29 protein-coding genes are annotated in these 25,037 nt (G+C 42.2%); 21 read left to right on the top strand and 8 right to left on the bottom strand.

Annotated elements, in window-relative coordinates; genetic code table 11:
- Nucleotides 1–65 precede the first annotated feature (65 nt).
- Complete coding sequence (locus AC6CHU_RS06255) at nucleotides 66–2,192, top strand: peptidoglycan D,D-transpeptidase FtsI family protein (protein WP_159862790.1); 2,127 nt, start codon at nucleotides 66–68, stop codon at nucleotides 2,190–2,192.
- A 177-nt stretch (nucleotides 2,193–2,369) separates the two neighbouring features.
- Here AC6CHU_RS06255 and AC6CHU_RS06250 read toward each other — a convergent pair whose 3' ends face one another.
- The gene (locus tag AC6CHU_RS06250) at nucleotides 2,370–2,549 is read right to left on the bottom strand and encodes a hypothetical protein (protein ID WP_159862791.1); all 180 of its coding nucleotides are present in this window, start codon (nucleotides 2,547–2,549) and stop codon (nucleotides 2,370–2,372) included.
- 87 nt (nucleotides 2,550–2,636) lie between these two features.
- Nucleotides 2,637–2,774 (bottom strand): hypothetical protein, encoded by a 138-nt coding sequence (locus AC6CHU_RS06245; protein ID WP_201306492.1) that lies wholly within the window; start codon nucleotides 2,772–2,774, stop codon nucleotides 2,637–2,639.
- Between the two features lie 136 nt (nucleotides 2,775–2,910).
- Here AC6CHU_RS06245 and AC6CHU_RS06240 point away from each other — a divergent pair, with 136 nt between their 5' ends.
- The gene (locus tag AC6CHU_RS06240; protein ID WP_251284007.1) at nucleotides 2,911–3,192 is read left to right on the top strand and encodes a hypothetical protein; all 282 of its coding nucleotides are present in this window, start codon (nucleotides 2,911–2,913) and stop codon (nucleotides 3,190–3,192) included.
- A gap of 148 nt (nucleotides 3,193–3,340) precedes the next feature.
- On the opposite strand, the gene AC6CHU_RS06235 is transcribed toward AC6CHU_RS06240, so the two are convergent.
- Complete coding sequence (locus AC6CHU_RS06235) at nucleotides 3,341–3,853, bottom strand: DUF3231 family protein (RefSeq protein ID WP_159862793.1); 513 nt, start codon at nucleotides 3,851–3,853, stop codon at nucleotides 3,341–3,343.
- A gap of 155 nt (nucleotides 3,854–4,008) precedes the next feature.
- Between AC6CHU_RS06235 and AC6CHU_RS06230 the strand changes: the two genes are divergently transcribed.
- A complete protein-coding gene (locus AC6CHU_RS06230) occupies nucleotides 4,009–4,341 on the top strand; it encodes a hydrolase (protein ID WP_159862794.1) in 333 nt (110 codons plus the stop codon).
- A gap of 43 nt (nucleotides 4,342–4,384) precedes the next feature.
- Here the strand turns inward: AC6CHU_RS06230 and brfA are convergent, their stop codons facing one another.
- On the bottom strand, nucleotides 4,385–4,651 hold the full coding sequence (gene brfA, locus AC6CHU_RS06225; protein ID WP_159862795.1) for a ribosome rescue factor BrfA: 267 nt from the start codon (nucleotides 4,649–4,651) through the stop codon (nucleotides 4,385–4,387).
- Between the two features lie 248 nt (nucleotides 4,652–4,899).
- Here brfA and AC6CHU_RS06220 point away from each other — a divergent pair, with 248 nt between their 5' ends.
- From AC6CHU_RS06220 to AC6CHU_RS06165, 12 genes are all read left to right on the top strand, one after another.
- The gene (locus AC6CHU_RS06220; protein WP_498120756.1) at nucleotides 4,900–5,982 is read left to right on the top strand and encodes a hypothetical protein; all 1,083 of its coding nucleotides are present in this window, start codon (nucleotides 4,900–4,902) and stop codon (nucleotides 5,980–5,982) included.
- Nucleotides 5,969–8,137: a molybdopterin oxidoreductase family protein gene (locus tag AC6CHU_RS06215; RefSeq protein WP_159862797.1), complete on the top strand. Its 2,169-nt coding sequence runs from the start codon at nucleotides 5,969–5,971 to the stop codon at nucleotides 8,135–8,137. Before AC6CHU_RS06220 ends, AC6CHU_RS06215 begins: the two co-directional genes overlap by 14 nt.
- Nucleotides 8,138–8,698, top strand: coding sequence for a 4Fe-4S dicluster domain-containing protein (locus tag AC6CHU_RS06210; RefSeq protein WP_159862798.1), 561 nt, complete (start codon nucleotides 8,138–8,140; stop codon nucleotides 8,696–8,698).
- A gap of 12 nt (nucleotides 8,699–8,710) precedes the next feature.
- A complete protein-coding gene (locus tag AC6CHU_RS06205; protein ID WP_159862799.1) occupies nucleotides 8,711–9,235 on the top strand; it encodes a Rieske (2Fe-2S) protein in 525 nt (174 codons plus the stop codon).
- The gene (locus AC6CHU_RS06200) at nucleotides 9,225–9,416 is read left to right on the top strand and encodes a hypothetical protein (RefSeq protein ID WP_159862800.1); all 192 of its coding nucleotides are present in this window, start codon (nucleotides 9,225–9,227) and stop codon (nucleotides 9,414–9,416) included. The genes AC6CHU_RS06205 and AC6CHU_RS06200 overlap by 11 nt, the downstream gene beginning before the upstream one ends.
- 5 nt (nucleotides 9,417–9,421) lie before the next feature.
- Nucleotides 9,422–9,733, top strand: coding sequence for a hypothetical protein (locus AC6CHU_RS06195; RefSeq protein ID WP_498120753.1), 312 nt, complete (start codon nucleotides 9,422–9,424; stop codon nucleotides 9,731–9,733).
- Nucleotides 9,720–9,995: a hypothetical protein gene (locus AC6CHU_RS06190; RefSeq protein WP_251284004.1), complete on the top strand. Its 276-nt coding sequence runs from the start codon at nucleotides 9,720–9,722 to the stop codon at nucleotides 9,993–9,995. The genes AC6CHU_RS06195 and AC6CHU_RS06190 overlap by 14 nt, the downstream gene beginning before the upstream one ends.
- 5 nt (nucleotides 9,996–10,000) lie before the next feature.
- Nucleotides 10,001–11,506 carry a nitrate/nitrite transporter gene (locus AC6CHU_RS06185; protein ID WP_251284003.1) on the top strand — a complete coding sequence of 502 codons (1,506 nt, stop codon included), beginning with the start codon at nucleotides 10,001–10,003 and terminating at the stop codon, nucleotides 11,504–11,506.
- A 36-nt stretch (nucleotides 11,507–11,542) separates the two neighbouring features.
- Nucleotides 11,543–12,193, top strand: a complete 651-nt coding sequence (locus AC6CHU_RS06180) for a sensor histidine kinase (protein ID WP_159862804.1) — start codon at nucleotides 11,543–11,545, stop codon at nucleotides 12,191–12,193.
- A 91-nt stretch (nucleotides 12,194–12,284) separates the two neighbouring features.
- The gene (locus tag AC6CHU_RS06175; RefSeq protein ID WP_159862805.1) at nucleotides 12,285–12,938 is read left to right on the top strand and encodes a response regulator; all 654 of its coding nucleotides are present in this window, start codon (nucleotides 12,285–12,287) and stop codon (nucleotides 12,936–12,938) included.
- The gene (locus AC6CHU_RS06170; RefSeq protein ID WP_159862806.1) at nucleotides 12,928–13,380 is read left to right on the top strand and encodes a GAF domain-containing protein; all 453 of its coding nucleotides are present in this window, start codon (nucleotides 12,928–12,930) and stop codon (nucleotides 13,378–13,380) included. Before AC6CHU_RS06175 ends, AC6CHU_RS06170 begins: the two co-directional genes overlap by 11 nt.
- A gap of 24 nt (nucleotides 13,381–13,404) precedes the next feature.
- Complete coding sequence (locus tag AC6CHU_RS06165; RefSeq protein ID WP_498120750.1) at nucleotides 13,405–15,132, top strand: PAS domain-containing sensor histidine kinase; 1,728 nt, start codon at nucleotides 13,405–13,407, stop codon at nucleotides 15,130–15,132.
- A 37-nt stretch (nucleotides 15,133–15,169) separates the two neighbouring features.
- Here the strand turns inward: AC6CHU_RS06165 and AC6CHU_RS06160 are convergent, their stop codons facing one another.
- The 4 genes from AC6CHU_RS06160 to fbpA all read right to left on the bottom strand — a co-directional run bounded on the left by AC6CHU_RS06160 (nucleotide 15,170) and on the right by fbpA (nucleotide 17,147).
- Nucleotides 15,170–16,366 (bottom strand): chromate transporter, encoded by a 1,197-nt coding sequence (locus tag AC6CHU_RS06160; RefSeq protein WP_498120748.1) that lies wholly within the window; start codon nucleotides 16,364–16,366, stop codon nucleotides 15,170–15,172.
- 5 nt (nucleotides 16,367–16,371) lie between these two features.
- The gene (locus AC6CHU_RS06155; protein WP_159862809.1) at nucleotides 16,372–16,680 is read right to left on the bottom strand and encodes a PadR family transcriptional regulator; all 309 of its coding nucleotides are present in this window, start codon (nucleotides 16,678–16,680) and stop codon (nucleotides 16,372–16,374) included.
- A gap of 151 nt (nucleotides 16,681–16,831) precedes the next feature.
- Nucleotides 16,832–16,969 carry a protein YkzB gene (gene ykzB / locus AC6CHU_RS06150; RefSeq protein WP_019381184.1) on the bottom strand — a complete coding sequence of 46 codons (138 nt, stop codon included), beginning with the start codon at nucleotides 16,967–16,969 and terminating at the stop codon, nucleotides 16,832–16,834.
- A gap of 13 nt (nucleotides 16,970–16,982) precedes the next feature.
- Nucleotides 16,983–17,147: a Fur-regulated basic protein FbpA gene (gene fbpA / locus AC6CHU_RS06145; protein WP_159862810.1), complete on the bottom strand. Its 165-nt coding sequence runs from the start codon at nucleotides 17,145–17,147 to the stop codon at nucleotides 16,983–16,985.
- Nucleotides 17,148–17,327: 180 nt separating this feature from the next.
- Here fbpA and AC6CHU_RS06140 point away from each other — a divergent pair, with 180 nt between their 5' ends.
- The 6 genes from AC6CHU_RS06140 to AC6CHU_RS06115 all read left to right on the top strand — a co-directional run bounded on the left by AC6CHU_RS06140 (nucleotide 17,328) and on the right by AC6CHU_RS06115 (nucleotide 25,036).
- A complete protein-coding gene (locus AC6CHU_RS06140; protein ID WP_159862811.1) occupies nucleotides 17,328–17,651 on the top strand; it encodes a MerR family transcriptional regulator in 324 nt (107 codons plus the stop codon).
- Between the two features lie 183 nt (nucleotides 17,652–17,834).
- Nucleotides 17,835–18,587, top strand: a complete 753-nt coding sequence (locus AC6CHU_RS06135; RefSeq protein ID WP_498120745.1) for a threonine/serine exporter family protein — start codon at nucleotides 17,835–17,837, stop codon at nucleotides 18,585–18,587.
- 23 nt (nucleotides 18,588–18,610) lie between these two features.
- Nucleotides 18,611–19,054, top strand: coding sequence for a threonine/serine exporter family protein (locus AC6CHU_RS06130; protein WP_159862813.1), 444 nt, complete (start codon nucleotides 18,611–18,613; stop codon nucleotides 19,052–19,054).
- A 137-nt stretch (nucleotides 19,055–19,191) separates the two neighbouring features.
- A complete protein-coding gene (locus AC6CHU_RS06125) occupies nucleotides 19,192–20,907 on the top strand; it encodes an ABC transporter ATP-binding protein (protein ID WP_159862814.1) in 1,716 nt (571 codons plus the stop codon).
- A gap of 245 nt (nucleotides 20,908–21,152) precedes the next feature.
- Complete coding sequence (locus AC6CHU_RS06120) at nucleotides 21,153–22,862, top strand: serine hydrolase domain-containing protein (protein ID WP_498120743.1); 1,710 nt, start codon at nucleotides 21,153–21,155, stop codon at nucleotides 22,860–22,862.
- A 59-nt stretch (nucleotides 22,863–22,921) separates the two neighbouring features.
- Nucleotides 22,922–25,036 (top strand): glycoside hydrolase family 3 protein, encoded by a 2,115-nt coding sequence (locus AC6CHU_RS06115; RefSeq protein WP_498120741.1) that lies wholly within the window; start codon nucleotides 22,922–22,924, stop codon nucleotides 25,034–25,036.
- The last annotated feature ends 1 nt before the right edge of the window (nucleotide 25,037 follow it).

Raw genomic sequence — 25,037 nt, 5'->3', positions numbered from 1 at the left:
CTGGGGAAGATTTGGAAGAATCTCTATTATTCAGACATCGTGTTCATTAGGGGGGAGATTCGTACATGGGGAAAAAAAAGAAAAAGAAAAGCCATGTGCCTTTTAGGGTCAATTTATTGTTTTTTGCTGTATTTGTTTTGTTTTCTGTACTAATTTTAAGGCTTGGCGTAGTTCAGATTGTAAATGGAGAGACCTACAAAAAAGAGGTTGATAGGACAGAGGATGTTATCGTATCAAACCCGGTTCCAAGGGGGAGGATGCTTGACCGGAACCATCAGGTTATCGTAGATAATATCCCAAAGAGTGCGATTACATATACCAACCGGAACGCCAAACAGGAAGAAATGCTTGAGGTGGCAGAGCGGCTGGCCGTGCTGATTGATAAAGAGATAGATAAAGTGACCGAAAGGGATATGAAGGATCATTGGATTCTAAAAAATCCCGATGCTGTCCGGGAAAAAATAACTGAAAAGGAATGGAAGCTATTTAAAGAGAAAAAACTGGATGATAAGCAAATTTATGACATGCAGCTTGAAAGAATCACTAAAGAAGACCTGAAGCTGCTGAGCAAGCAGGACCTGGAAGTAAGAGCAATCTTTCGGGAATTTACGAGCGGCTATGCGATGACACCGCAAATTGTTAAGAATGAAGGCGTATCACATGAGGAATATGCGGCAGTAAGCGAGAATCTTCAATATCTTCCAGGTGTCAATACAACCACAGACTGGGACCGGACTTATGCTTTTGACAGTACGCTTCAGACAGTGCTGGGGAAGGTTACGGATTCCAGTGAAGGGCTGCCCCAGGAGCGGCTTGATTATTTTCTGGCCAGGGATTACAGCAGAAATGAGCGTGTTGGAAAGAGCTATCTGGAAATGCAATATGAGGATGTTCTGCATGGTCAAAAATCAAAAGAAAAGCTGATTACGAAAAAAGGGGAAATTCTCGGAAGTGAAGTGGTTTCGGAAGGCCAAAGAGGCAAGGATCTTGTCCTGACGATTGATATGGACCTCCAGAAAGCTGTGGAAAAAATTTTGGAAGAGGAAATTTGGGCTGCTAAGCGGACCCGGGGAACATATTTAATGGACCGGGCATTCGTCGTCCTGATGGATCCGTATACTGGTGAAGTGTTGACAATGGCAGGGAAAATGATAGACAAAGATGATGATGGCAAAACAGTTATGCAGGATTATGCGCTGGGTACGATTGCCTCCTCATATAATGTAGGTTCTTCTGTAAAAGGGGCAACTGTTTTAACAGGGTATAAAACCGGTGCAATTTCACCAGGGACTTCATTTTTAGATGCACCAATGAAAATAGCAGGTACACCACAGGTTAAAAAATCGTGGTTTAACTTTCAGGCAATAATGAACGAAACAAGGGCCTTGCGCATATCCTCAAACGTTTATATGTTCAAAACTGCAATCGAAATCGCGGATGCAAGGTATGCTTATGATCAGCCTCTTGGATTTAAAAACGCTAATGCATTTGAAGATATGAGAGAATCCTTCGGCCAATTTGGACTTGGTGTCAGAACAGGGATCGATTTGCCGAATGAGGCAATAGGCTATGAGGGGCCTCTTAGATTGCCGGGCTTCCTATTAGACCTGGCAATCGGACAGTATGATACCTATACTCCGATGCAAATGGCCCAATATATATCAACGATTGCAAATGGCGGCTATCGTGTTCAGCCGAGGCTTGTAAAAGAGATCCGTGAGCCTGCCAAAGAGCAGGAGGAGTTGGGTCCTATCTGGAAGGATATCCAGCCGACAGTCTTAAATACGATAGATGTGAGTGATATTGAACTTAACACTGTCAAAGAGGGACTTCGACAGGTGATGCAGCATCCTGAAGGGACTGCATATAGAAGGTTCGCAGACGCACCATATTCTCCTGCAGGAAAAACAGGTACAGCCGAAGCATTTTATGACGGCCCGCTCAAAAAAAAGGGTGATAAATTAATAGATGTTATGAACTTAAGCCTTGTTGCCTATGCACCGCATAATAATCCTCAAATTGCCATGTCTGTCATTGTTCCATGGGCATACCAGGGAAGAAGCGGGCATACAGCCAATTATGAAATTGGCAGGAAGGTTTTAGATGTCTATTTTGAGATGAAAAAGAAGCGGAAGCACGGAGCAGAAGAGGAACAGTCAGATGAAGAAACTTCCGGGGCAGAGGAATCCTGATAGTAAGCCTTCCTGTTTTCAGGAGGGCTTTTATGAATAAGTAAATTTTGTATTGTCCCCAATTAAAAAGGAAATGGCAGGCCGTTCTGGATCACTATGGCCGGCACTGCATTAAGTGAAAGAGCACTATCTTTGAACAGGCAGCTGCAAATTGCGGGACCTCAAGAAAAGCCTTTCCTATTGGGAATGGCTTTTCTTGAACATTAATTTGTTTTTTATTTGATTTAATTTTTCCTTAACCAAAACAGGTGTATCGCTTTTTCCAAAGACTTTGCGATTAACCAGAAATTGAATCGTTTCTTCAAATATGGCGAGGATAAAAATAGACATGGAGATTACCAGAATCCAAAACCACATGTGTCTGCTCCTTTCATCATTCCAGCATACAATAATATATATATTCAGGATTCAAAAAGGAATGAAGGGAATGGTATTTCTATCCAATTAATTTAATGCCTGACCGATTAACTGGATATCCGCTAAAAGTATTTGCTTTATCCTTTCGTCATTGCATCTATAATAATCATTCACAAGACGTCCGATTTCTTTAATAAACGACAAATATTCACATTCTTTTATCACTATCATGCTCCTGTTCCAATTGTTATTTTTTTAATAGCCTATTATGATCTGTGACAAACCTTTATTTTTTTTAAACTTTCAATATTGTTTAGTTAAGGGACTTTCGGGAAATTAAGTTAGAAAAGGAGGTCCTGACATGAAAACAATAAATGTAGAGCTTCAGTATGATAATCAGGAATTGAATCATAATCAGACACAAGTATTTGATCAATTGAAGAGCCAGCTGGAGGGAACAGGGTTCAAAGTGGTGACGATTATGGAAAATGATCAGTATCTAAAGGAGAATTCCGGCCTTCCTAATCAAAAGAAAAACAAAGTGCTGCCATCTCAGCCTGAAGGAGCAGAACCTGATATTAATTCCAGCGGTGCGGGCGGAATGGTCTCACCTGATTCGAGCGAAAGCAAATACTCTGAGTAACAAAATGAGCCTTAGTCACATTGCGGACTAAGGCTTTTTTATAATAATTTTGTTTGGTGGGGAATCTGTAATACATACCTATCAGAAATCACTAAGAGAGCAGACTGTACTCTGCTCTCTTTTTCATCCTGCATCTTTAAGTAATCCTTTAGCAATTATCTGATTTGTGAAGATGGAGCGGCGGAGGAATCAGCCATCCTTTTTCTTTATTCATGCGAAGAACCTTTATACCTAATGCAGCTTTCTGTGTATGAAATTGGCCAAACATGCCTGCAATATCTTCACGAATACACTGTCCCATAATTGTACTGCAGCCAACCAATCCTGCAGCCAGGTCTCCCGCTAATTTTGCAGCTACCTCAGGATCCATGAACCTGGCACCTGGAGGAATATCATTCACACAAGCATCGGGCCTGTCAGGCGGTGCAGGAGGAAGGCCAATCCCGTTTTCCTTTAACATCGCCTCGATTTGTTCTTCTTCCTGCTTGCATAGGCGAATAGCTTCCTGAAGCAATTTCTTTAAGTCCTCATCTCCAGAGTGGCTTAGCATGGTCTGGTACGCAGAAGCCATTCCTTTTCCAGCAAGCAGGTAAGACCAAGTACTGAAGACTTCACCATAGTGCATCGGCTCATCTTTTGGATTTCCGCTTAAAATACCCATAGTATACCTCCTGAGAAAATTCATTATTGTGCCACCTTCCTTAAAATGCACAGCTATATCATGCCCATCCGAAGCCTAAAAATGTATTCAATATAAATGGTTAAACTTCGATGATTTGTGGTAAATAGCGTATAAAAGCAGAGGAGATGTGAACTATGGATCAAACAAAAAAATCATATTATATAGATATTGAAAATGCACAAGTTTACGCAGAACCCGTTAAAGCAGTTGAATGGCAGTTTAAAATTCATGCCAATGACCAGGAAATGCAGGAGCTTGCTGATTACATTGAGAGTAATTATGACGCAGATATGAAAACTTTTGAGCTTGCACATGTTCCGTTTGTGGAGGATAAGGAGAAGGCAGAAAATCATAATTATGATGCTTCTATGGAGGATATGTATAAGCTGATTTATGAACTTGGTGATAATGAAACGCGGAGAAATATTGAAGAAATGGGAATATTACAAAAGGGCATTAGTAAATAAAAGCAGAAAAAGCGGCTGGTCTTAATGGACAGGCCGTTTTTTTTTATTGTGAAATAAACTGCAGTCCAGGCAAGATAAATTGAGCATTATAATCAAGGTCCCTCAAATATGTATAATAAAAAGAACCATCTTTTCTGCCTTCTTCAGAATTGAGGTTCTTATTTTTACTTCTATATAAATAATCTTTTTTTGTTTTTGTTTTCCTCGATCGCATGTCTGTAAATACAAAGGGACTTCTGCTGCATTCAGGATTCCTTTTCCCCTCACGCACTGCTTTATCGCGCATCTTCTTTGCTGCTGATTTAGCCATAATAACCACTCCTTTTTTCTAATAATAGCATATCTTCTTCCAGAGAGAAGGCATTATTTCTGGAAGAAGGAGAATGAAGGCTCTATTCGGACTCTCTCGGGAACGCGGGAGTTTTTTTGATGAAATTAACAGCATACCAAGATAGGGGAAATTCCCCCTCCTAATGGGGAATTTCCCCGATATGTAAAAACTCCTCCCGATTTTACAATAAGGTTAAGGTAATTGTTTGTGAATGAGGAGGAGTTATTATGCAGGCAAAAGCTGCAGTCAATCAAAAATCAGGAAACACATTAAACAATGCGTTTGCATCACATTTTGCCAAGTCGATGTTTTTATCTGTAACAGCATTAGCTATTCTTTCTTTTATTGGCACGAGAATGTTTACACATGTTGATTTAAACCTTTACGGATATATGGTCGGAACGATTGTGTTTATTGGAGGGTTTTTCTATAGATTCATCGCCTGGGGCGAAAGACCGCCAACTAAGCTTATTTTGAAAAAAGGATTGAAGCTGCTTTTTAGAAAGTCAACGCCAAAGACATCTGTTGAGCATCTTGCAACTTACAACTTTATCTGGAATAGGGGAATTTACCGATGGACTCAGCACGTACTGATCGGCTGGGGATGTATCCTATCCTGCTTTGTTACATTCCCTCTCGTGTTCGGCTGGATGTATTTTACGATGGATGATAATGGCCATTACAACATTATTGCAATGGGCATGAAGGTGATGACGGTTCCGGCGGATGGCATTATCGCCAACCTTTCTTACAATGCACTGAATATCACAGCAGTAATGGTAATTGCCGGTGTTTGCATGGCGCTTTACCGCCGCCTGAGAAATATGCAGGCTAGAGCAGAGCAGAAATTCCTGTATGATTTCATGCCACTGTATATGCTGCTTCTAGTTAGTTTCACAGGCTTGGCTTTAACCTTTATGAATATCTTTTTGCACGGCTCAGGACAGCCAGCAATGTCCCTGATCCATCAATGGTCAGTCATCATCACACTGATTTACCTGCCGTTTGGAAAGCTTGCACATATTCCTTTCCGCCCAATGAGTGTTCTGGCAAGAAACTACAGGGAACATTACGCTGAACAGGGCATGAAGGAATGCAGGGTCTGCCGAGATCAGTTTGTTTCAGTTGAACAATCAAAAGATGTAGTCGATGTACTCGGCGTGAACGCTATTGAATTCAAAGCAAAGGAAGGGCATTATCTTGCTGAAATGTGCCTCCCTTGCCGAAGAAAATACCGGATTGCACAATTTTCCGGATTCCCTACTCATGAAGTGAAGGTCAAGGAGGCAAACCAGAATGCAAAGGGATAAGTTTTTTAAAGAAATAGAGAATTTAAACCATCCGAACGAAAAATTGATAAAAACTCACTGCAGTTATTGCGGCATGCAATGTGGAATGAACTTGAGGGTTAATACACAGACAAATAAAATTATCGGGGTTGAACCCCGTTATGACTGGCCGGTTACTGTTGGCAAAATGTGCCCGAAAGGTGTTACCGCCTACCAGCAGACCAACCACAAAGATCGTCTGCTAAAACCGCTGATCAGGGATGATGCTTCTTTGAAAGGAACGGCAGAAGGATTCCGGGAAGCAAGCTGGGATGAGGCGTATGATTTGATCGCAAAAAAATTCAAAGAGCTTCAGAAAAAATACGGAAAAGATTCACTGTCCGTTTTCAGCGGAGTTTCAATGACAAATGAAAAATGTTATCTGACAGGAAAGTTTGCCCGGGTTGCTCTGGGAACACGCTATATCGACTATAACGGCCGATTCTGTATGTCAAGTGCAGCCGGCGGATTCCTTCGTTCTTTCGGAGTGGATAGAGGGTCAACATTGCCCTGGACAGATATTCATGAAACTGACTGTCTGTTCATCGCCGGAAGTAATACAGCTGAGTGCCACCCAACTTCCATGTTCCGTATTTGGAACGTTCAGGAAAGAGGCGGTTATATCATTGTGGTGGATCCCCGTGAAACGCCAATTGCGAGAAGGGCTGACCTCCATCTTGATTTGCAGCCCGGAACAGACCTTGCACTTGCAAACGGAATTATATATCAATTAATTGAAATGGGCTATATAGATGAAGAATTTATTAATGAACATACGAACGGATTTGAAGAAACAAAGGAACTGGTAAAGGAATTCACCCCTGAATATACAAGCATGCTGACTGGTGTAGCACCGGAAAAAATAATCCGAGCAGCTGAAATATACGGAAAAGCACCCAATGCAGTTGTTATGTTTGCAAGAGGAGTGGAACAGCAGCATAAAGGTGTTGATAATGTTTCCGCCTACACCAATATGGCTCTTGTAACAGGAAAAATCGGACGTCCAAAAGCCGGAGTAGCCACATTCACCGGGCAGGGCAATGGACAGGGCGGAAGGGAGCATGGACAAAAGTCAGATTTGCTTCCAGGCTACAGAAAAATTACAAATCCAAAACATGTTGAAGAAGTATGCAGTGTATGGGGCATTAGCCCGGAAGAAATGCCGCAGCCTGGTGTATCCGCGTATGAAATGATAGAGCTGATGGAGCAAAAGACCATTCGTGGTTTATATCTTCTTTGTTCAAATCCGGCTGTATCTGCACCAAATCAGAATTTTGTCAGAAAAGCATTTAAAACATTAGATTTCATGGTCTGCTCCGATTTTTATCTATCTGAATCTGCTGAATTTGCAGATGTAATCCTGCCAGCAGTTACGTGGTCAGAGGATGAAGGAACAGTAACAAATATTGAAGGACGTATTATTAAGATTAATAAGGCTCAGGAGCCTGTAGGCGAATCAAAGCCGGACTGGCAGATTCAAGTCGAGCTGGCTGAGCGGTTAGGCAGAGGAAAATATTTTTCTCACCTAAAAACAGCAAGCGATGTTGCAGATGAGTTCAGGCTTGCAACAAAGGGCGGCTATGCAGATTACTATGGAGCTACATGGGATAAAATCGATAAGCAGGACGGAGTCTTCTGGCCGTGCAAAGACGAAAATGATGAAGGGACACCGCATATGTTCCTTGATAAGAAATTTTACCATCCAGATGGCAAAGCCAAAATATGCGCCCTGCCGTACCGTCCGCCAGCCGAAGAACCATGTGAAAAGTATCCGCTCCGCTTAACAACTGGCCGGGTAGTTTATCATTATCTATCAGGCAATCAGACCCGAAGGATACCATTCCTGCATGATATGTGTCCGGAACCATTTGTAGAAATCCATCCTGAAACAGCTTCTGCCTATAATATGGAGCATGAAGAAAGAGTGCGTTTATATACAAGAAGAGGCGAGGCTATTTATAAAGTCAAAATTACGGAAGCTATCCGCAAGGATACAGTCTTTGTTCCATACCATTTTGGACATGAAGATTCTATTAATCTGCTAACAATTGCAGCATTAGATCCAATCTCCCGTATGCCTGAGTTCAAGGCATGTGCTGCACAGCTGGAAAAAGTCGAATTAAAGAAGGTGCAATAAATGAAAAAGAGGCTGTATTTGGAACTTGAAAACTGTATAGGATGCCGTTCTTGTCTGGCAGCATGTACACAATGCGGGGGGCATGAGGAGCGCAACAGAAACTATGTGTATGATGTAAATCCTCTTGTAAACCGGCAGACAATGCCTCTCATGTGCCTTCACTGTGAAAATCCAGCATGTGCGCGAAGCTGTCCTGCCCAGGCTATTCAAATTCATGAAACAGGCGCTGTGTTATCCGCACTTGTCGAAAAATGCATCGGCTGCCAGAACTGTACCATTGCCTGCCCATATGGCATCCCGAAATTTGATACTGAGCAGAACTTAATGTACAAATGCGACCTATGTATTGACCGTACTAAAGATGGCATTCCTCCTATGTGTGCGAGTGTATGTCCATCCAACACATTGCAGTGGCTGACAGATGAAGAAATTGAAAACAAGAAGAAGCAATTTAATCTTGATAACGGCAAATGGGTTACAAGCATGCCTTATCTTGAAGGCGAAACAAACGTAAAGGTAAATCTGCCGGGAATTCTGCAGGGGATTACAAAGCTGTTTTAGGAGGGATTAGGGATGTCTGAAAGGAATAACAAGATTCCCTTTAATGAGGATAATTACACGCATAATATCGAACGGAATAATGAAAGAAAACTGGATAGAAGGGGATTTATGAAAACCCTGGTTGGTGCTGCCGGCGTATTTGCGGTGTCCTCCCTTCCCTGGGGGGCGGTAGCTGCCAAAGAATTAATGGGGCTGGGCGAAAAAGAATATCCTCATAAGAAAATAACCGAAGTAAGCAAGCTGCCAATCGGTGATGCAGTGGAGTTCAAATTTCCCGGTGATCATGATGATGCGATATTGATTCGCTTATCAGAGAACAAATATGTTGCCTATCAAAATGCGTGTACACATCTGCGCTGCCCGGTATTTTGGGTGAAGGAGCAAGGAGAAATGATATGCCCTTGCCACCACGGGAAGTTCGATGTGGAAACCGGTGCGCCAACAGCGGGACCGCCAAGAAGGCCGCTTCCGGAAATACAGGTTAAAGTTGAGAATGGTGCAGTCTATGCAGTGAGGGTGAAGCGTTATGAAGCGTAGTTACCTGGGCGTCATTATCTTAGCCGCGATACTAATGATGAATATTGTCTTCACTCAATATATGGTCCATCAATTTTATTACGAAAACTATGAAAATGTACTGATTTTCGGCGGGCTGAATATTATTCTTTTTCCCCTGGCTGTATTCGCTTATAAAAAGACGATTAACATGAGGGCGTGATTTACATGAATAGTGAAACTTATCTTGATTTTTGTTTTGTACGAGAACAATCCGGCAATTTTGTTTCTGAAGTTGATCATCTCCTGTCTGAGCTCTTTAAGGGAGTCCGCCTTAACTGGTACTTGGATGAAAAGTCACATGACGGCATGGACATTGTTGTAGCAGAGGTAAAAGGCATGAGCAAATGGCAATCGGAAGAGGAAACCATTGAATTTATAGAAGAAAACGCAGGAGAATCCTTCTGGAAATATCTTCAGGGATACCAGATGTATGTTTACCCTGCTAAAAGAGGGTGCGGCAGCTGTGGAACTCATTAATAAAAAGGAACTGGATGGATTTGTCAGGGAAAGGGTTCAGGTGGCAATCTTAGATGAAGATGGAAGTGACAAAGCGCCATTTGTTCCTAAGATAATTGAAAAAACCGGACTTTGCCCTGATGGAACACACTTGCGGATTTATTTTGATAAAATGAACTTTTTTGCGGTCCCGCTGACATCCTCTGTAAAAGCATCCGAGACCCAGTGGGCTGCAATTGATCAGGAAGCCGGATTAAAATATGTAATTAAGAAGAGAGCGTGAACAAAATGATAAGAAAAATACAGCTTCCTTTGCAGACGTTAAATTTAGTGGCCGGGTTTATGGTTTGGGTGCTGATATCCTCCCTTATGCCGTTTATAAAGGAAGATATCAATATTCCATCCGACAAGCTTGCGCTTGTAACAGCTGTTCCGGTCATCCTCGGATCGCTGCTTCGAATACCTCTGGGATATTATGCTAATCAGTTTGGCGCCAGAGTAATCTTTATGCTGAGTTTTATACTTCTATTATTCCCAGTCTATTATATCAGCATAGCAGATTCGATTACTGATTTGCTTATCGGGGGATTATTCCTTGGCCTTGGCGGAGCAGTATTCTCTGTAGGTGTTACTTCCCTTCCGAAGTATTACCCAAAGGAGCGCCATGGATTTGTAAATGGCATTTATGGGGCAGGGAATCTTGGAACGGCCATCACTGCCTTTGCAGCACCAGTTGTTGCCACAAAACTGGGCTGGTCCCTAACTGTACAGATTTACCTTGTTCTGCTGGGGATTTTCATTGCGGCTAACTTCTTCCTGGGAGATAAAAAAGAAATTAAGGTACAGACTCCGCTTATCGAGCAAATAAAAGGCGTCTATAAAAATGAAAAACTATGGCTTTTGAGCCTATTCTATTTTATTACCTTTGGGTCATTTGTGGCTTTTACTATTTATCTGCCAAACTTCCTTGTAGCTCACTTTGAACTTGATAAAGTTGATGCGGGATTAAGAACAGCAGGGTTCATTGTTCTGGCAACTGCCATGAGACCAATAGGCGGATGGCTGGCTGACCGTTTTCACTCTTTAGTTTTGCTGATGTTTGTTTTTGGAGTCTATACCATTTCTGCGGTGATTCTATCTCTATCTCCTTCTATTACATGGTATACATTTGGATGCTTAAGCATTGCTCTATCAGCAGGAATAGGAAATGGCGTTATCTTTAAGCTTGTGCCTATGTATTTCCAGAAGCAGGCAGGCATTGTAAACGGAATTGTGTCTGCTATGGGCGGTCTGGGCGGATTTTTCCCTCCGCTGCTTTTAACTCTCCTATTTAATATTACAGGGCATTATGCGATAGGTTTTATGGCATTATCTCAGGTCGCGCTTGCCAGCCTAATTCTGGTTGTATGGATGTACTTCCAGGGAAGGATGGAAATTGCGAGCCAGGTGATTGATCATACAATCGAAGGTATACTGGTTACAGATAAGAACGGAAAAATCATCTCTGTAAACCCTGCTTTCACAGAGATTACCGGCTATAAGCAAGAGGAAGTAGTCGGCAAAAAACCAAGTATCCTTAAATCAGGAAGGCAATCTAAAGCCTTCTATCAGGACTTGTGGAATTCAATTGAAAAAAATGGATTCTGGCAAGGGGAGATATGGAATTCCCGTAAGGATGGGGAACAGTATCTCCAATGGCTTACCATAAGTGCCATTAAAAATGATGCCGGAGATGTAGTTCAATATGCAGGCATGTTCAGCGATATTTCCAGCCATCGGGTAAAAAAAGCATAAAATAAGCTAAATAATTTCAAAAGGAGGAGGGATGAAATGGAAACCCAGCCAGCTAAGAAAAATATCAGTTCATATATCATTCAATCTCAGGAAGATGAAATCAAGCGCATTGCCCTGGAGCTTCACGAAGGGGTAGGGCAGACGCTTTACAGCTTATATACAGGCATGCAGTTCATTCTTACTTCTGTCGATCAGCCAGAGATGAAAGGTCATATAGGGGATATGGCACAAATGATGGAAAAGACAATTCAGGAGATTAGGCTTTTGGCTGTGGAATTGCATCCCCCTGCTCTAGGAACCCTCGGCCTGCTCCCGGCCCTGAAAAGTTATCTGAAATTATACACTTCCACATATGGAGTCACCGTTGATCTTCAGCATGAGGGAAAGGAAGTGCAAATCAGAGAACAGGAAAGGATTACTCTGTTCCGTGTTTGCCAGGAAGCTCTGGCTAACATAGCAAGGTATGCGGATACAATGAGTGCAGGCATTTTCATTCGGTGGGAGCCGGGAAAGCTTTCAATCACGATTAATGATAAGGGGAAGGGCTTTGATGTAGATGCCGCGATGAAAAACTCAGCCGGCATTGCTGCCATGATGGAAAGAATGCTGTTAATCAACGGCAAATGCGCCATCAGCTCAAAAATCGGTGAAGGGACTTCAATAGATATCACCCTTCCGTTATACTAAGATTATTCTTATCAAGGGATCTGCATACAGCGGTTCCCTTGTTGCCTATTGTGGAATTTTATATACGGACAAAAGCTAAGGGGGAACAGGCTTGATCAATATATTACTTTGCGACGACCACGCGGTGGTCAGGATGGGTTTGAAAATGCTTTTAAATAACCATGATGACATGCAGGTGGTTGGTGAAGCTTCTGAAGGCAATGAGGGGATTCAGCAGGCCATGGAATTAAAGCCTGATGTGGTTGTCATGGATTTAAGCATGCCCCATGGGAAAGATGGCATGTCGGCAACCTCAGAATTAAAAAAGTTAATGCCTGAAATAGCGATCCTTATTTTGACGATGCATGATGATGAAGAGTACTTATTCAGGGCGATTCAAGCTGGTGCTTCCGGGTGTATTTTAAAGAGTGCACCCCATGATGAACTGCTTACAGCCATCCGGTCTGTTGCTAGCGGGAATGCGTACCTGCATCCTTCTGCAACCAAAAGGCTTATGGAGGAGTATATCGGAAGTGTGAAGCAGGGGAACACCGATACATTCAACCTTCTTTCTGACAGGGAGAAAGAAGTTCTTACACTAATAGCCAAAGGGTTTTCGAATAAGGATATTGCTGAACTGCTTGTGATTAGTGTAAAGACAGTTGAAACACATAAAGGTAATTTAATGGAAAAACTTCAGATGAAGACAAGGCCGGAGCTTGTTGCTTATGCCTTGAAGAAAGGGCTGCTTGGCTATGGAATATAAGGCGGGCAGCCCTGAAGAAATCGTGCAGGTAGATCAGCCTTGTGAAAAGGTGCTGAAAGAGCTTGAATGTGAATTTGTCGGATTGGCACTGCAAAATACTGATGGCCCGGATGTAAAATGGCACTATGCCGCAGGAAACAGCAACGATAAATATAAGCGGATAACCGTAAGGTACGGGAAAGGCATTGCAGGGAAAGTCATCTCAACCGGAAGGCAGATGTACGTGGACAACTTCCCTGAAAATATTCCCGGTAAAGCATTGGAATATCCGATTATGCTAGCTGAAGGCCTGATACATGCATATGCTGTTCCCATTCATTTTAAAGGGATTCCCAAGGGGGTCCTCTTGATCGGGAACCGGTCGGGGCAGCCTATAGATGAAAGCATGCAAAGTAAAGCAAGAGATGCAGCCAGGACACTTGAAAATAAGCTGAATGGTTAAATAAATGCAACTGGAGGAACGTAAATGGACAGGAATAATCAGCAGGCAAAAAAGAGAGAGATTGCTCCTGATTCCAGTGATGCAACAATACTTGTAAATAGATATGGGAACATCTCTTATGTGAACGAGCAGGCACAAGAGCAATTTGGATATAGCGAACAGGAACTGCAGGGGAAGTGTCTGGACGAACTGCTTCCTGAGATCACTCTGCTTGAAACAGAAGAGGGTAAAGTGGTTCACCAGTATGGACAGCATCGCAATGGTGGAGTATTTTCAATATTTTATAGAATTAATTCTTTTAAGCTGGAACAAGAGAGCTATTATTTGATTGTCTTTCATTCAGTAAAAGACAGCTCCCGCTTAAAAAAGCAGCAGTCATATCCGTTAAAAGAATTGGTTGACCTGCAATTTGCCCTGGATGAATCAACCATCGTCGCCTTCACAGACAGTAAAGGTAAAATCACCTATGTGAATGAAAAGTTCTGTGAAGTGTCAAAATATTCTGCGGAGGAGCTGATTGGCAAGGACCATAGAATCATCAACTCTTCTTATCATTCCAAGGATTTTATGAGAAACCTCTGGACCACTATTTCAAACGGGGAAGTCTGGCGCGGAGAAATTAAAAACAAAGCTAAAGACGGAACCTATTATTGGGTAGATACTACAATCGTTCCTTTTATTGATGAAAAAGGGCAGCCGTATAAATACCTGGCCATCCGGAAGGAAATCACTGAATATAAGCGTGTTGTCGCGGAGTTGAAAAATTCCCTGAACGAGCTGATTGATTTAAAATTTGCCCTGGATTCTTCTTCTATTGTGGCCATTACAGATCAAAAGGGCAAAATTAAATATGTAAATGATCAGTTCTGCAGCATCTCAAAATATTCACGCCAGGAATTGCTGGGACAGGATCATAGAATTATCAACTCAGGATACCATTCCAAAGAGTTTTTCAGAGATTTATGGAGAACCATTTCTTCCGGAAAGGTATGGAAAGGCGAAATCAAGAACAAAGCTAAGAATGGAGCCTATTATTGGGTAGATACCACGATCGTCCCATTCCTTAATGAAAAAGGAAAACCTTACCAGCATCTAGCTATTCGACATGAAGTCACGCAGCGGAAAAATGCAGAAGAAGAGCTGCAAAAAATGATGACAAGAATCATAGATGTTCAAGAGGATGAACGGAAAAGGCTGTCCCGGGAACTTCACGACGGAATAGGACAGAACTTATACAGCCATTTGATTACCATTAATAGGCTTCAGGCAGAAATAAGCCACCCGCTGCTTGATCAAATGCAGGATGAGGCAACTGAAATCATTGAAGAACTGCGGGATCTTTCATGGGAGCTTCGTCCGTCAGTGCTTGATGATCTGGGTCTGATACCGGCGATCCGATCCTACCTGGTCCGTTTTTCAGAACATCATAATATCAACGTCCATTTTGATTGTTATCTGGCTTCACGCCTTAGTTCAAATAAAGAAATCACCATCTATAGAATCATACAGGAAGCGCTGACAAATATAAGGAAATATGCTGAGGTAGATGAAGCAGCAGTTACAATCAGGCAAATGGATGAAGAAATCCGTATTGTTATTGAAGATAAAGGCAAAGGGTTCAATGTTAATGAAGTTTCAAGAGGAGTCGGTCTATTTAGCATGGAAGAGCGGGCAAAAGCTTCAGGAGGCTCCATAAATGTTCATTCAGAAGAAAATAAAGGGACAAAAATTATCCTAGAAATTCCGATATAGAAAAAGCTGCCAAATCAATATGGCAGCTTTTCTTATTCTAGAATATAGCTCCTAATACAGTTCCGCCAACGGCTCCTGTCACAACAATAACCCAAGGCGGCAGTTTCCAATAAACAAGCATGCTGAATAATATTGCGGCGAATGCAAAATCCGCCGGCTCCAAGATGCTGCTGGTCCAAATGGGATGATAAAAGGCAGCGATTAAAATGCCGACAACTGCAGCATTCACCCCCATTAATGCCCCCTTGATGTTAGGATTGCGGCGAAGTGTGTCCCAAAATGGAAGTGTTCCTAAGATAAGCAGAAAGGCAGGCAAAAAGATTGCGGCCGTTGCAAGCAAACCGCCCTGCCAGCCATTCATCACTGCTCCAAGATACGCAGCAAAAGTAAATAATGGCCCCGGCACTGCCTGAGCTGCACCATAGCCGGCAAGAAAGGCTTCTTGACTTAGCCAGCCTGCTGGGACGAATTCACGTTCCAGCAATGGAAGTACAATATGCCCTCCGCCAAAAACAAGAGATCCAGAACGATAAAAGCTATCAAATAAAGCAACCCACTCCACTCCGGTTAGCTCCCTTAAAAGAGGAAGTCCTATTAAAAGGCCAAAAAACAAAACTAAACAGCTTATTGCAAAACCTTTCGAGATAGGAAACTCCATCGGTGCATTATCGTCATCCTTATGCTTTTTATAGATTAAAAATCCGATTAAGCCAGAGACAAGGATGACCGCAACCTGGGTAATGGCTGTCTGCCATAAAAGGGTGGCGATAATTGCGAGCAGTGCCAGCGTTTTTCGCGGAAGGTCAGGTACAAGCTTTTGTGCCATTCCCAGGATAGCATGAGCCACTACAGCCACCGCGACAATTTTAAGGCCATGGATCCAGCCGGCATCTGCCGGATTAATGCCTTGAAGAAGAATGGCGAAAATGATCAGAACGATGACCGATGGCAATGTGAAACCCAGAAATGCGAAGATGCCGCCAGCTGCTCCAGCCCTCATAACACCAATGCCAATCCCGACCTGGCTGCTCGCTGGACCTGGAAGGAACTGACAAAGTGCAACTAAGTCTGCGTAGCTTTTCTCATCCATCCATTTTCTTCTGCGGACATACTCTTCATGAAAATATCCGAGATGAGCGACAGGTCCCCCGAAGGAGGTGAGTCCAAGTCTGCCAGAAACCATTAAAATTTCCAGTAAAGTATTAAAATGGGTTTTGTTTTTTTTCATATGCATCTCCTTTAATCCTTAATTTCTTTAAAAAGCTCGAAAGCTTTTTTTCTAGCATCCTCCAAAACCGCCATTCCTTTTTCTGTTGCGGTATAATACTTTCTTATTCTGCCTTCAACATTTTTCTTTTCCTGATGCAGGAGCCCGTCCGACTCCATAGAATGCAGGATGGGGTATAAAGTTCCGTAACTGATGCTGTATCCGTGCTCCTTCAGTTCTTCAGCCATCCATGTGCCGAATACAGGGTGCTCCTTTGCATGATGAAGAATATGGATTTGAATAAACCCCAGGAACAGTTTCCGGAGTATTTTATCTTCCAAGCAAATGCCTCCTTTATTGATTTCTAAAATCGATATCGAATTTCGATAATAAGATGATACCAAAATAAATGTGAGAAAAAAAGAGGAGTATAAAAAGTTTACAAATCTTTAACATAGACATAAAAAAGAACGCTCTTCAAGCGTTCCTTTACTAACTATTCTGTTCATTCCTCAAAATTTCATATGCATAATCACCGGCTGCTGCCGTTAAACTTTCCCACAGCTGATCCCGGAGTAAATCGAGTTCAATAATCCTTCTTGCCAAATCTATTGTATTTTTTGTTTCCATAAGGGCCCCCTGGTCAATAACGGCTTCGCTTGCTGTGTTTTTTAAATATAACCTCAAGTTCTGTTAAGGTCAGCTTTTGCAGAGCAGGTTCAGAATGACGATATTCGCTTCCTGATTTAACCAGAAGATCGATTAGATATTGCCGTTTTTTCTCAATGGCTTTTCTTAAATATTTCATTTCTTATCTCCTCTTTTCTTTAATTTTTTTTATTCTATAAAATATTTACCGCCAATTCAGTTAATATGTTAAGTTTCTTGACATGGTTTTTGCTTATTTGTTAGATTTTCTGACAGGAATAATGAAAAAGTTTTAAAGATTAGTATAATGAAATAAATTAGTTAGATTGAGGTGACATAATTGGATAAAGAAACATCCTACAAAACCAGAAAAGTCATTTCGATTGGAACGGTCAGTGAACTGACTGGACTTAGTGAACGCCAGATTCGATACTATGAAGAAAGGAAATTGATTTTCCCTGAAAGATCAAAACGGGGAAGCAGGAAGTTTTCTTTTCTCGATGTAGAGACGCTCATCGACATAGCCAACAAAAGAGAAGAGGGAGTCCGAACGGAGGAAATCCGCTCAGAATTAAAAAGGAAAAAGAAAAAAGACGATCATGCATCACGTTCAAAAATGATTCAGGGTCAGCTTAATGCTCAGTTTGGAATATGGAAGAAATAATAGGAAAGTGGTTATTCTGTAAGGAATAATCACTTTTTTATTCAAAAAATAGGCAATCGGGAGCTGCCAAACATTTTTATACAAAATTTTAGACAAAAAGTCTTTCTTTCGTTTATCATTTCCGTTAAGATGTAACCCTATAATAAGAGGTTTTTATTTTAGATAAATAAAGCAGGTGAAAGAATGGAGAAAGAATTTCCTCCAACAATAGAAGTAATTGAGATATGCTTGCTTGCAGGGAAAATCATGCTCCAGGGCGGTGCCGAAACGTATCGGGTAGAGGACACAATGACCAGGATAGCAGCCTCCCTGGGAATTCCGAATTCACATAGCTATGTGACGCCAACCGGGATCATATTCTCGACAGATGGAACTGAACCGGCAAAGCTGATTCGGATTTCAGAACGGTCAACGGATTTGTACAAAGTGACATTAGTGAATGGAGTTTCACGCAGGATCAGCAGCGGTGAGCTGAATGGGAAGGAAGCTTTGGCAAGGCTGAAGGAAATTGAAAGTGCCGACTATACTTTTCCTGTTTATCAGCAGGTTCTTGCAGCGTCGATTGCAAGCGGCTGCTTTTTAATTATGTTCCTTGGAAGCTGGAACGATTTTATTCCGGCAATGATTGCAGGCGGTCTCGGGTTTGTATCATTTATATACGTACATAGAGTAGTCCAGATCAAATTTTTCTCTGAATTTATTGCTTCATTATTAATTGGCCTTATTGCCTATTTCTTTGTGTACTCAGGGGTGGGGACAGAGCTCGATAAGATCATCATTGGGTCAGTCATGCCGCTTGTTCCGGGGTTATTGATAACAAATGCAGTCAGGGATTTAATGGCCGGGCATCTGGTATCAGGACTGTCAAAAGGGGCTGAAGCATTTTTAACGGCTTTTGCCATTGGTGCTGGGATTGCTCTGATCTTCACTTTTTAAATGCAATAACGGAGGAAATATCTATGTTTATGTTGACTCATATGATTACAAGCTTTATTGCATCAGCCGGGTTCGGAGTGCTTTTCAATGCTCCAAAAAAATCGCTGCTGAAATGCGGCTTTGTAGGGATGGTCGGCTGGTTCGTTTATATTGGCCTTGTAAATTGGCAGTATGACGCTGTCATTTCATCATTAATAGCTGCTTTTACCATCGCTGTGATCAGCCAGGTTTTTGCCAGAATGTATAAAACACCTATTATTATTTTCAGTGTTGCCGGCATCATTCCATTGGTTCCGGGAGGGATTGCTTATAATGCTATGCGGAATTTTGTTGAAAATGATTACAACATGGCCATACAGCTAGCTGCAAAAGCATTCATGATATCCGGGGCCATCGCAGTAGGACTTGTCATTTCAGAAGTCATCAATCAAATGATCCGCAATGTTCAGTTTAGATCAAAGAGTTGAATGTCATCCGATGCTTTAACTTAAGTGTTTTAAAGCGGTGCAGCCGGACTCGTTCAAGATGAGGTTTTTCTTGTAAAATATTACTGGTGAATTTATAATCAAGTAAATTTGATTTTTTCAGAAAAAGGGAGAATAACATGATCCGACGGTTTTTTAGCTACTATAAGCCACATAAGCGCCTGTTCATTCTTGATTTTAGTTCGGCAGTATTCGTTGCCATACTTGAACTGGGATTTCCGTTAGCTGTTCAGTGGTTTATCGACAGCCTGCTTCCAAGCGGGAATTGGTCCATGATTGTTTCTGTGAGTGCCGGCCTGCTTGCTCTTTATGTGACCAGCACACTTCTTCAGTTTGTTGTTAACTATTGGGGCCATAAGCTTGGCATCAACATCGAAACAGATATGCGGCAGCAGCTTTTTCAGCATGTGCAAAGGCAGTCTTTCCGTTTCTTCGATAATACGAAAACAGGGCATATCATGAGCCGGGTGACAAATGATCTGATGGATATCGGAGAGCTTGCCCACCATGGACCGGAGGATTTATTTATTGCTGTCATGACGTTTGCAGGTGCCTTTTGGATCATGCTTACAATCAATGTAAAGCTCGCACTTGTAACCATACTTGTTCTTCCGTTTCTTGTATTGCTGATAACGTTCTGTAATATAAAAATGAACAAAGCATGGAAAAGAATGTACGGTGAAATTGCCGATGTCAACGCCCAGGTTGAGGATAGTGTATCCGGAGTGCGTGTGGTTCAGTCTTTTACAAATGAAAGCTACGAGATTAAAAGATTTAGAGAAAACAATGGCAGATTCCGGCTTGCCAAGCTTGCAGCTTATAAGATAATGAGCTTCAGTGCTTCCGGAGTCTATATGCTGACCAGATTAATTACTATGATTGTTCTTGTATACGGTTCCTGGCTGAGCTTCAGCGGGCAGCTTTCATACGGAGCATTGGTCGGATTTGTGCTCTATGTGAATGTGCTCTTAAAGCCGATTGATAAAATAAGTGCCCTGATGGAATTGTATCCAAAGGGAATGGCTGGTTTCAAACGGTTTATAGAAATCATCGATACTGAACCGGAAATTAAGGATACGAAAGATGCCATTGAGGTTAAGTCCTTAAGAGGTGATATTCGTTTCCAGAATGTATCGTTCAGTTATGACGAGCATAAATCGGTGCTTGAGGGAATTGACCTTCAAATAAAAGCAGGTGAGACAGTAGCTTTTGTTGGACCTTCAGGAGCCGGTAAGACAACGATTTGCTCATTGATTCCACGCTTTTATGATGTGAATAGCGGAAGTATTAAGATTGATGGCATGGATATCAGGGACTTGACAAAAAAATCACTGAGATCGCAGATTGGCATTGTCCAGCAGGATGTCTTCCTGTTTACGGGTACCCTTAAAGAGAATATTGCTTACGGAATGCTTGGGGCAACAGATGAGCAGATTGCAGACGCGGCTGGAAAAGCTCACCTGCAGGACTTCATTGCATCTTTGCCGGATGGTTATGAAACACAAATTGGAGAACGGGGATTAAAGCTGTCAGGCGGACAAAAGCAAAGAATCGCGATTGCGAGAATGTTCCTGAAAAACCCGCCGATATTGATCCTGGATGAGGCAACCTCGGCATTGGATACTGAAACAGAGCAAATTATACAAACGGCATTGAACGAGCTTGCCGTAAACCGCACGACCCTTGTGATAGCCCATAGGCTTGCCACGATCCGCAATGCAGATAGAGTTGTGGTTGTTACAGAAGACGGTATTGCTGAAGAAGGCACACATGATGAACTGATCGAAAAGAACGGGATCTTTGCAGGGCTTCATAATGTACAGTTTCAAAGATAAGCAGAATCCAATGTGGATTCTGCTTTCTTTGTATTTCTCAAAACTTGAAAATCCCTAATAAGTTTTCAGAACAGTCAAAAAGTACTAGCGGTTTTCTGCATTATATGGAAGGTTTTAACTAGAACAGGACTTATGTGGTATAGACAACTATACGCAGACTCTATTAATCTTACAATATGTAAACCCTTTCATTAAATAAAGGAGGTTAAAGGCTGTTGAAAATTCATAAAAATAAAGGAGGCACTATGAAAAACAAAACTAAGCTTGTTGCGCTATCTGCCGCACTTAGCACTTCACTCCTTATTCCTGCAGCATATCCTGTATCTGCGCAAAGCTCAGAAGGAGTCAAGCCAACAATGGAAATGAAAAACAATAAAGGTGTAAAACACAAAATTCACCCCATTTTTTCATGGGATCGTCCTGGGCCGATTTCTCCAATTCTACATCCTGGTTCTGCCATGGGAGCAGGGATGGTTCAGCAGCCGCTGGATGAAATCGATCCATTAATGGAGGAGATGATTTCAGAAGGCGTTATGCCTGGTGCTGTCACTTTCGTGGCAAGGCGCGGACATATCGTCAAGCATGATGCATACGGATATTCCTACCGCTACACAGATGATAAGTTTACTGAATCCCAAAACCCAATTGAAATGACCGAAGATACCATTTTTGATCTGGCTTCAATCAGTAAAATTTTTACCACAACAGCTGCGATGATATTGTATGATGAAGGCCGTTTTCAGCTGGATGATCCTGTTGCGGAATATATTCCCGAGTTTGCCGAAAACGGAAAGGAAAATGTAACAATACGCCAGCTGATGACCCATACCTCAGGCTTTACTGCATGGATTCCGTTATATTCACAAGGTAGCAGCAGAGAGGAACGCATGCAGATCGTTTTTAATTATCCATTGGCCAATGAGCCGGGTGAAGAGTATACATACAGCGATTTGAATATGATTACGCTCGGTGCGCTGATCGAACGCCTTTCTGGACAAAGTCTGGATGAGTTTGTAAAGAAACGCATAACTCAACCGCTGGGAATGAAGGATACGATGTATAACCCTCCTGAATCTTTGAAGCATCGTATTGCAGCCACTGAATATCAGCCTGCAATTGGCAGGGGACTTGTATGGGGTGAAGTTCATGATGAAAATGCTTGGTCCCTTGATGGTGTCGCCGGACATGCAGGTGTCTTTTCCACTGCATCCGACCTTGCAAGGCTTGCCCATATGTACGTGAATGACGGGCGTTATGGCGGCAAGCGGATATTAAAAGAAGAGACAGTGAAAATGCTTATTCAAAATCAAATCCCTCAATTTCCAGGCAATGATCATGGCTTAGGCTGGGAGCTTGGTCAGGGATGGTTCATGGATGCATTATCAGAGGGGACTTCGCTTGGGCATACAGGGTACACTGGAACCTCGATCGTCATAAACCGAAATAATGGCACGATTGCGATTCTCTTAACGAATCGTGTCCATCCTTCAAGAAATACTGTTACAACGAATATTGCAAGGCGTGCATTTGCCAGACAGGTGGCGGATTCCATTCCTGTAGCGATTCCAGGGAAAGGAGATGCCTGGTTCTCAGGTTATGGAGATAAAATTCAGCATGAGTTAACCGCTAAAGTCAATCTCAAAGAAGAGGCAGTTCTGTCCTTCGATACCTGGTACAGAACTGAAACCAATGCGGATATGGCCTTTGTAGAGGTCTCAGAGGATGGCGTCCATTGGACACAGGCAGCCCAGCCATATACAGGCAGCAGCATCGACTGGAAAAAGGAAAAGCTGGCTATTCCGGCAGGAACATCGCATATTCGATTCCGATACGAGACAGACAGCTCTGTAAATGGCAGAGGCTGGTACGTTGATAATGTAAAACTTCAGCTGTCAAATGGCAAAAATGTTAAGCCTGCCCTCACAGGAAACGGGTGGGAAAAAAGAAAGTATTAGTATTTGATTTTTTAGTAAAAAGTAAACTCATATGAAAAAGCAGGAAGGACGTTGGAGAAATGGGTAAAGTCAGCAAAGTTACGTTTATTTTCCTTCTTACAATTACACTTGCCGTTTCGCAATTGTGGATGGGAGGAACCTTGAATAAAGCATCAGCAAAAAGCAATGCAAAGGACTTAGTACTTATGCAGAATGTGCCTGAGACCGACCTGGAAGTCAGCGGGAATACATTTCAATTAAAGGCACTGCATGTTTTTAAAGAGGGACATTTCATGGCTGTTACAGACGGTCTGAAATGGATGTCATCCAATAAAACTGTTGCAGCAGTTGATCAGTCAGGAACTATCACATTTAAGGGGAAGCCAGGAAAAACCTTTATCAGTGTTACTGATGGAGTGTATAAGGACCGAATTGCAGTACAAATAAAACCTGACCGCAAAAAGAACAGCAAAGGCAAGCCTGGTTTTAAAGTGAAAATGATTAAAGAGCATGGGAAACGGTATGACCTTATTAGCCGGGCTGTGAAATATATGTCTATTGAAGAAAAGGTAGGCCAGATGCTGATGCCGGATTTCCGCACTTGGAAGGGACAGAATGTCACAGAAATGCTTCCTGAAATAGAGAAGCTGGTAAAAGATTATCATCTTGGAGGGGTGATATTATTCCGTGAAAATGTGGTGACAACTGAACAGACTGCCACATTGGTTTCAGATTATCAGAAAGCTGCAGAAAAATTTGGCTTATTGATGACGATTGACCAGGAAGGCGGTATTGTTACCCGTCTTCAATCAGGAACTGACATGCCTGGGAATATGGCTTTAGGTGCTGCCCGTTCTGAAGAGATTTCGCGCAAGGTTGGCAAGGCGATTGGAGAGGAGCTCTCTTCACTCGGCATTAATATGAATTTTGCACCTGTCATGGATGTAAATAATAACCCCGACAATCCGGTGATAGGCGTTCGTTCATTTGGAGAGGACCCGCAGCTGGTCGCTGACATGGGCGTTGCTTATACTGAAGGATTGCAATCAGCAGGTGTTGCCGCTACTGCAAAACATTTTCCCGGGCATGGAGATACAGCAGTAGACTCACATCTGGGATTGCCTGAAGTGCCTCATGATAAGGAACGTCTAAAAGAAGTTGAATTGTATCCTTTCCAAAAGGGGATGGAAGCAGGCGTGGATGCTATCATGACTGCACATGTTACCTTCCCTAAGATTGATGATACGAAAGCAATCTCACAAAAAACAGGTGAAGAAATCGCAATTCCGGCCACTCTTTCACATAAAGTGCTGACAGAACTTATGCGTGAAGAAATGGGATATGAAGGTGTTATTACAACGGATGCAATGAATATGAATGCCATCGCTGAACATTTTGGACCAGTTGATGCTGCCATTCGTGCCGTCAAAGCTGGAACTGATATTGTGCTAATGCCTGTTGGCCTAAAAGAAGTTGCAGAAGGGCTATTGGATGCTGTTAAAAATGGAGAAATCTCTGAAAAACGCATAGAATCCTCCGTTCAACGGATTTTAACACTGAAAATAAAGCGGGGAATTATGAAAGAAGAAACGCCTCAGCCGATTGATGAAAAAATTGCAAAGGCACTTGAAGTAGTTGGATCAGATGAACATAAACAAATAGAAAAAGAAGCAGCAGAACGTTCAATTACCCTGGTTAAAAATGAAGGAGATGCTTTGCCATTACAATTATCTCCTGAAGATAATATTGTCGTTGTCGGAAATACGTATATTACAGATTTAAGTAACTCAGTGGGCAAGTTCCATAAAAACACAGCGGTCATCCAGACCTCAAGCTATGAATTAACTGAAGAGCAGAAGCAGCAGATCAGGAATGCCAGTGCGGTTATTGTGGGCTCACATACCTCTAATGTGTCGGGCCGTTCACCTGACAGCGCACAGATGAAGATGGTTAATTCCATTATTGCTGAATCAGAAGCTCCGGTTATTGCGGTTGGCATCCGTAACCCTTATGACATCATGGCCTATCCGGAAATTGATGCCTATATTGCACAATACGGCTTCAGAACGGCCAGCTTTGATGCAGCAGCAGGCGTTTTATTTGGTCAGATTAACCCTTCAGGTAAATTGCCTGTAACTATTCCGGGTCCAGATGACACTGTCCTATATGAATTCGGGCATGGTTTGAGTTATTAGA

Source organism: Cytobacillus sp. GQ23 (assembly GCF_059758675.1).
This window is presented reverse-complemented; position numbering and strand designations above follow the sequence as displayed.

What these genes read in the sequence shown, in the direction of transcription:
- AC6CHU_RS06125 (WP_159862814.1), top strand. Translation starts at nt 19,192, where the DNA reads ATGATCCGACGGTTTTTTAGCTACTATAAGCCACATAAGCGCCTGTTC.
- ykzB (WP_019381184.1), bottom strand. Translation starts at nt 16,969, where the DNA reads ATGGAAACAAAAAATACAATAGATTTGGCAAGAAGGATTATTGAACTC.
- AC6CHU_RS06205 (WP_159862799.1), top strand. Translation starts at nt 8,711, where the DNA reads ATGTCTGAAAGGAATAACAAGATTCCCTTTAATGAGGATAATTACACG.
- AC6CHU_RS06165 (WP_498120750.1), top strand. Translation starts at nt 13,405, where the DNA reads ATGGACAGGAATAATCAGCAGGCAAAAAAGAGAGAGATTGCTCCTGAT.
- AC6CHU_RS06130 (WP_159862813.1), top strand. Translation starts at nt 18,611, where the DNA reads ATGTTTATGTTGACTCATATGATTACAAGCTTTATTGCATCAGCCGGG.
- AC6CHU_RS06250 (WP_159862791.1), bottom strand. Translation starts at nt 2,549, where the DNA reads ATGTGGTTTTGGATTCTGGTAATCTCCATGTCTATTTTTATCCTCGCC.
- AC6CHU_RS06160 (WP_498120748.1), bottom strand. Translation starts at nt 16,366, where the DNA reads ATGCATATGAAAAAAAACAAAACCCATTTTAATACTTTACTGGAAATT.
- AC6CHU_RS06210 (WP_159862798.1), top strand. Translation starts at nt 8,138, where the DNA reads ATGAAAAAGAGGCTGTATTTGGAACTTGAAAACTGTATAGGATGCCGT.
- AC6CHU_RS06255 (WP_159862790.1), top strand. Translation starts at nt 66, where the DNA reads ATGGGGAAAAAAAAGAAAAAGAAAAGCCATGTGCCTTTTAGGGTCAAT.
- AC6CHU_RS06120 (WP_498120743.1), top strand. Translation starts at nt 21,153, where the DNA reads ATGAAAAACAAAACTAAGCTTGTTGCGCTATCTGCCGCACTTAGCACT.
- fbpA (WP_159862810.1), bottom strand. Translation starts at nt 17,147, where the DNA reads ATGAAATATTTAAGAAAAGCCATTGAGAAAAAACGGCAATATCTAATC.
- AC6CHU_RS06235 (WP_159862793.1), bottom strand. Translation starts at nt 3,853, where the DNA reads ATGGGTATTTTAAGCGGAAATCCAAAAGATGAGCCGATGCACTATGGT.
- AC6CHU_RS06180 (WP_159862804.1), top strand. Translation starts at nt 11,543, where the DNA reads ATGGAAACCCAGCCAGCTAAGAAAAATATCAGTTCATATATCATTCAA.
- brfA (WP_159862795.1), bottom strand. Translation starts at nt 4,651, where the DNA reads ATGGCTAAATCAGCAGCAAAGAAGATGCGCGATAAAGCAGTGCGTGAG.
- AC6CHU_RS06195 (WP_498120753.1), top strand. Translation starts at nt 9,422, where the DNA reads ATGAATAGTGAAACTTATCTTGATTTTTGTTTTGTACGAGAACAATCC.
- AC6CHU_RS06135 (WP_498120745.1), top strand. Translation starts at nt 17,835, where the DNA reads ATGGAGAAAGAATTTCCTCCAACAATAGAAGTAATTGAGATATGCTTG.
- AC6CHU_RS06230 (WP_159862794.1), top strand. Translation starts at nt 4,009, where the DNA reads ATGGATCAAACAAAAAAATCATATTATATAGATATTGAAAATGCACAA.
- AC6CHU_RS06240 (WP_251284007.1), top strand. Translation starts at nt 2,911, where the DNA reads ATGAAAACAATAAATGTAGAGCTTCAGTATGATAATCAGGAATTGAAT.
- AC6CHU_RS06215 (WP_159862797.1), top strand. Translation starts at nt 5,969, where the DNA reads ATGCAAAGGGATAAGTTTTTTAAAGAAATAGAGAATTTAAACCATCCG.
- AC6CHU_RS06220 (WP_498120756.1), top strand. Translation starts at nt 4,900, where the DNA reads ATGCAGGCAAAAGCTGCAGTCAATCAAAAATCAGGAAACACATTAAAC.
- AC6CHU_RS06115 (WP_498120741.1), top strand. Translation starts at nt 22,922, where the DNA reads ATGGGTAAAGTCAGCAAAGTTACGTTTATTTTCCTTCTTACAATTACA.
- AC6CHU_RS06170 (WP_159862806.1), top strand. Translation starts at nt 12,928, where the DNA reads ATGGAATATAAGGCGGGCAGCCCTGAAGAAATCGTGCAGGTAGATCAG.
- AC6CHU_RS06185 (WP_251284003.1), top strand. Translation starts at nt 10,001, where the DNA reads ATGATAAGAAAAATACAGCTTCCTTTGCAGACGTTAAATTTAGTGGCC.
- AC6CHU_RS06200 (WP_159862800.1), top strand. Translation starts at nt 9,225, where the DNA reads ATGAAGCGTAGTTACCTGGGCGTCATTATCTTAGCCGCGATACTAATG.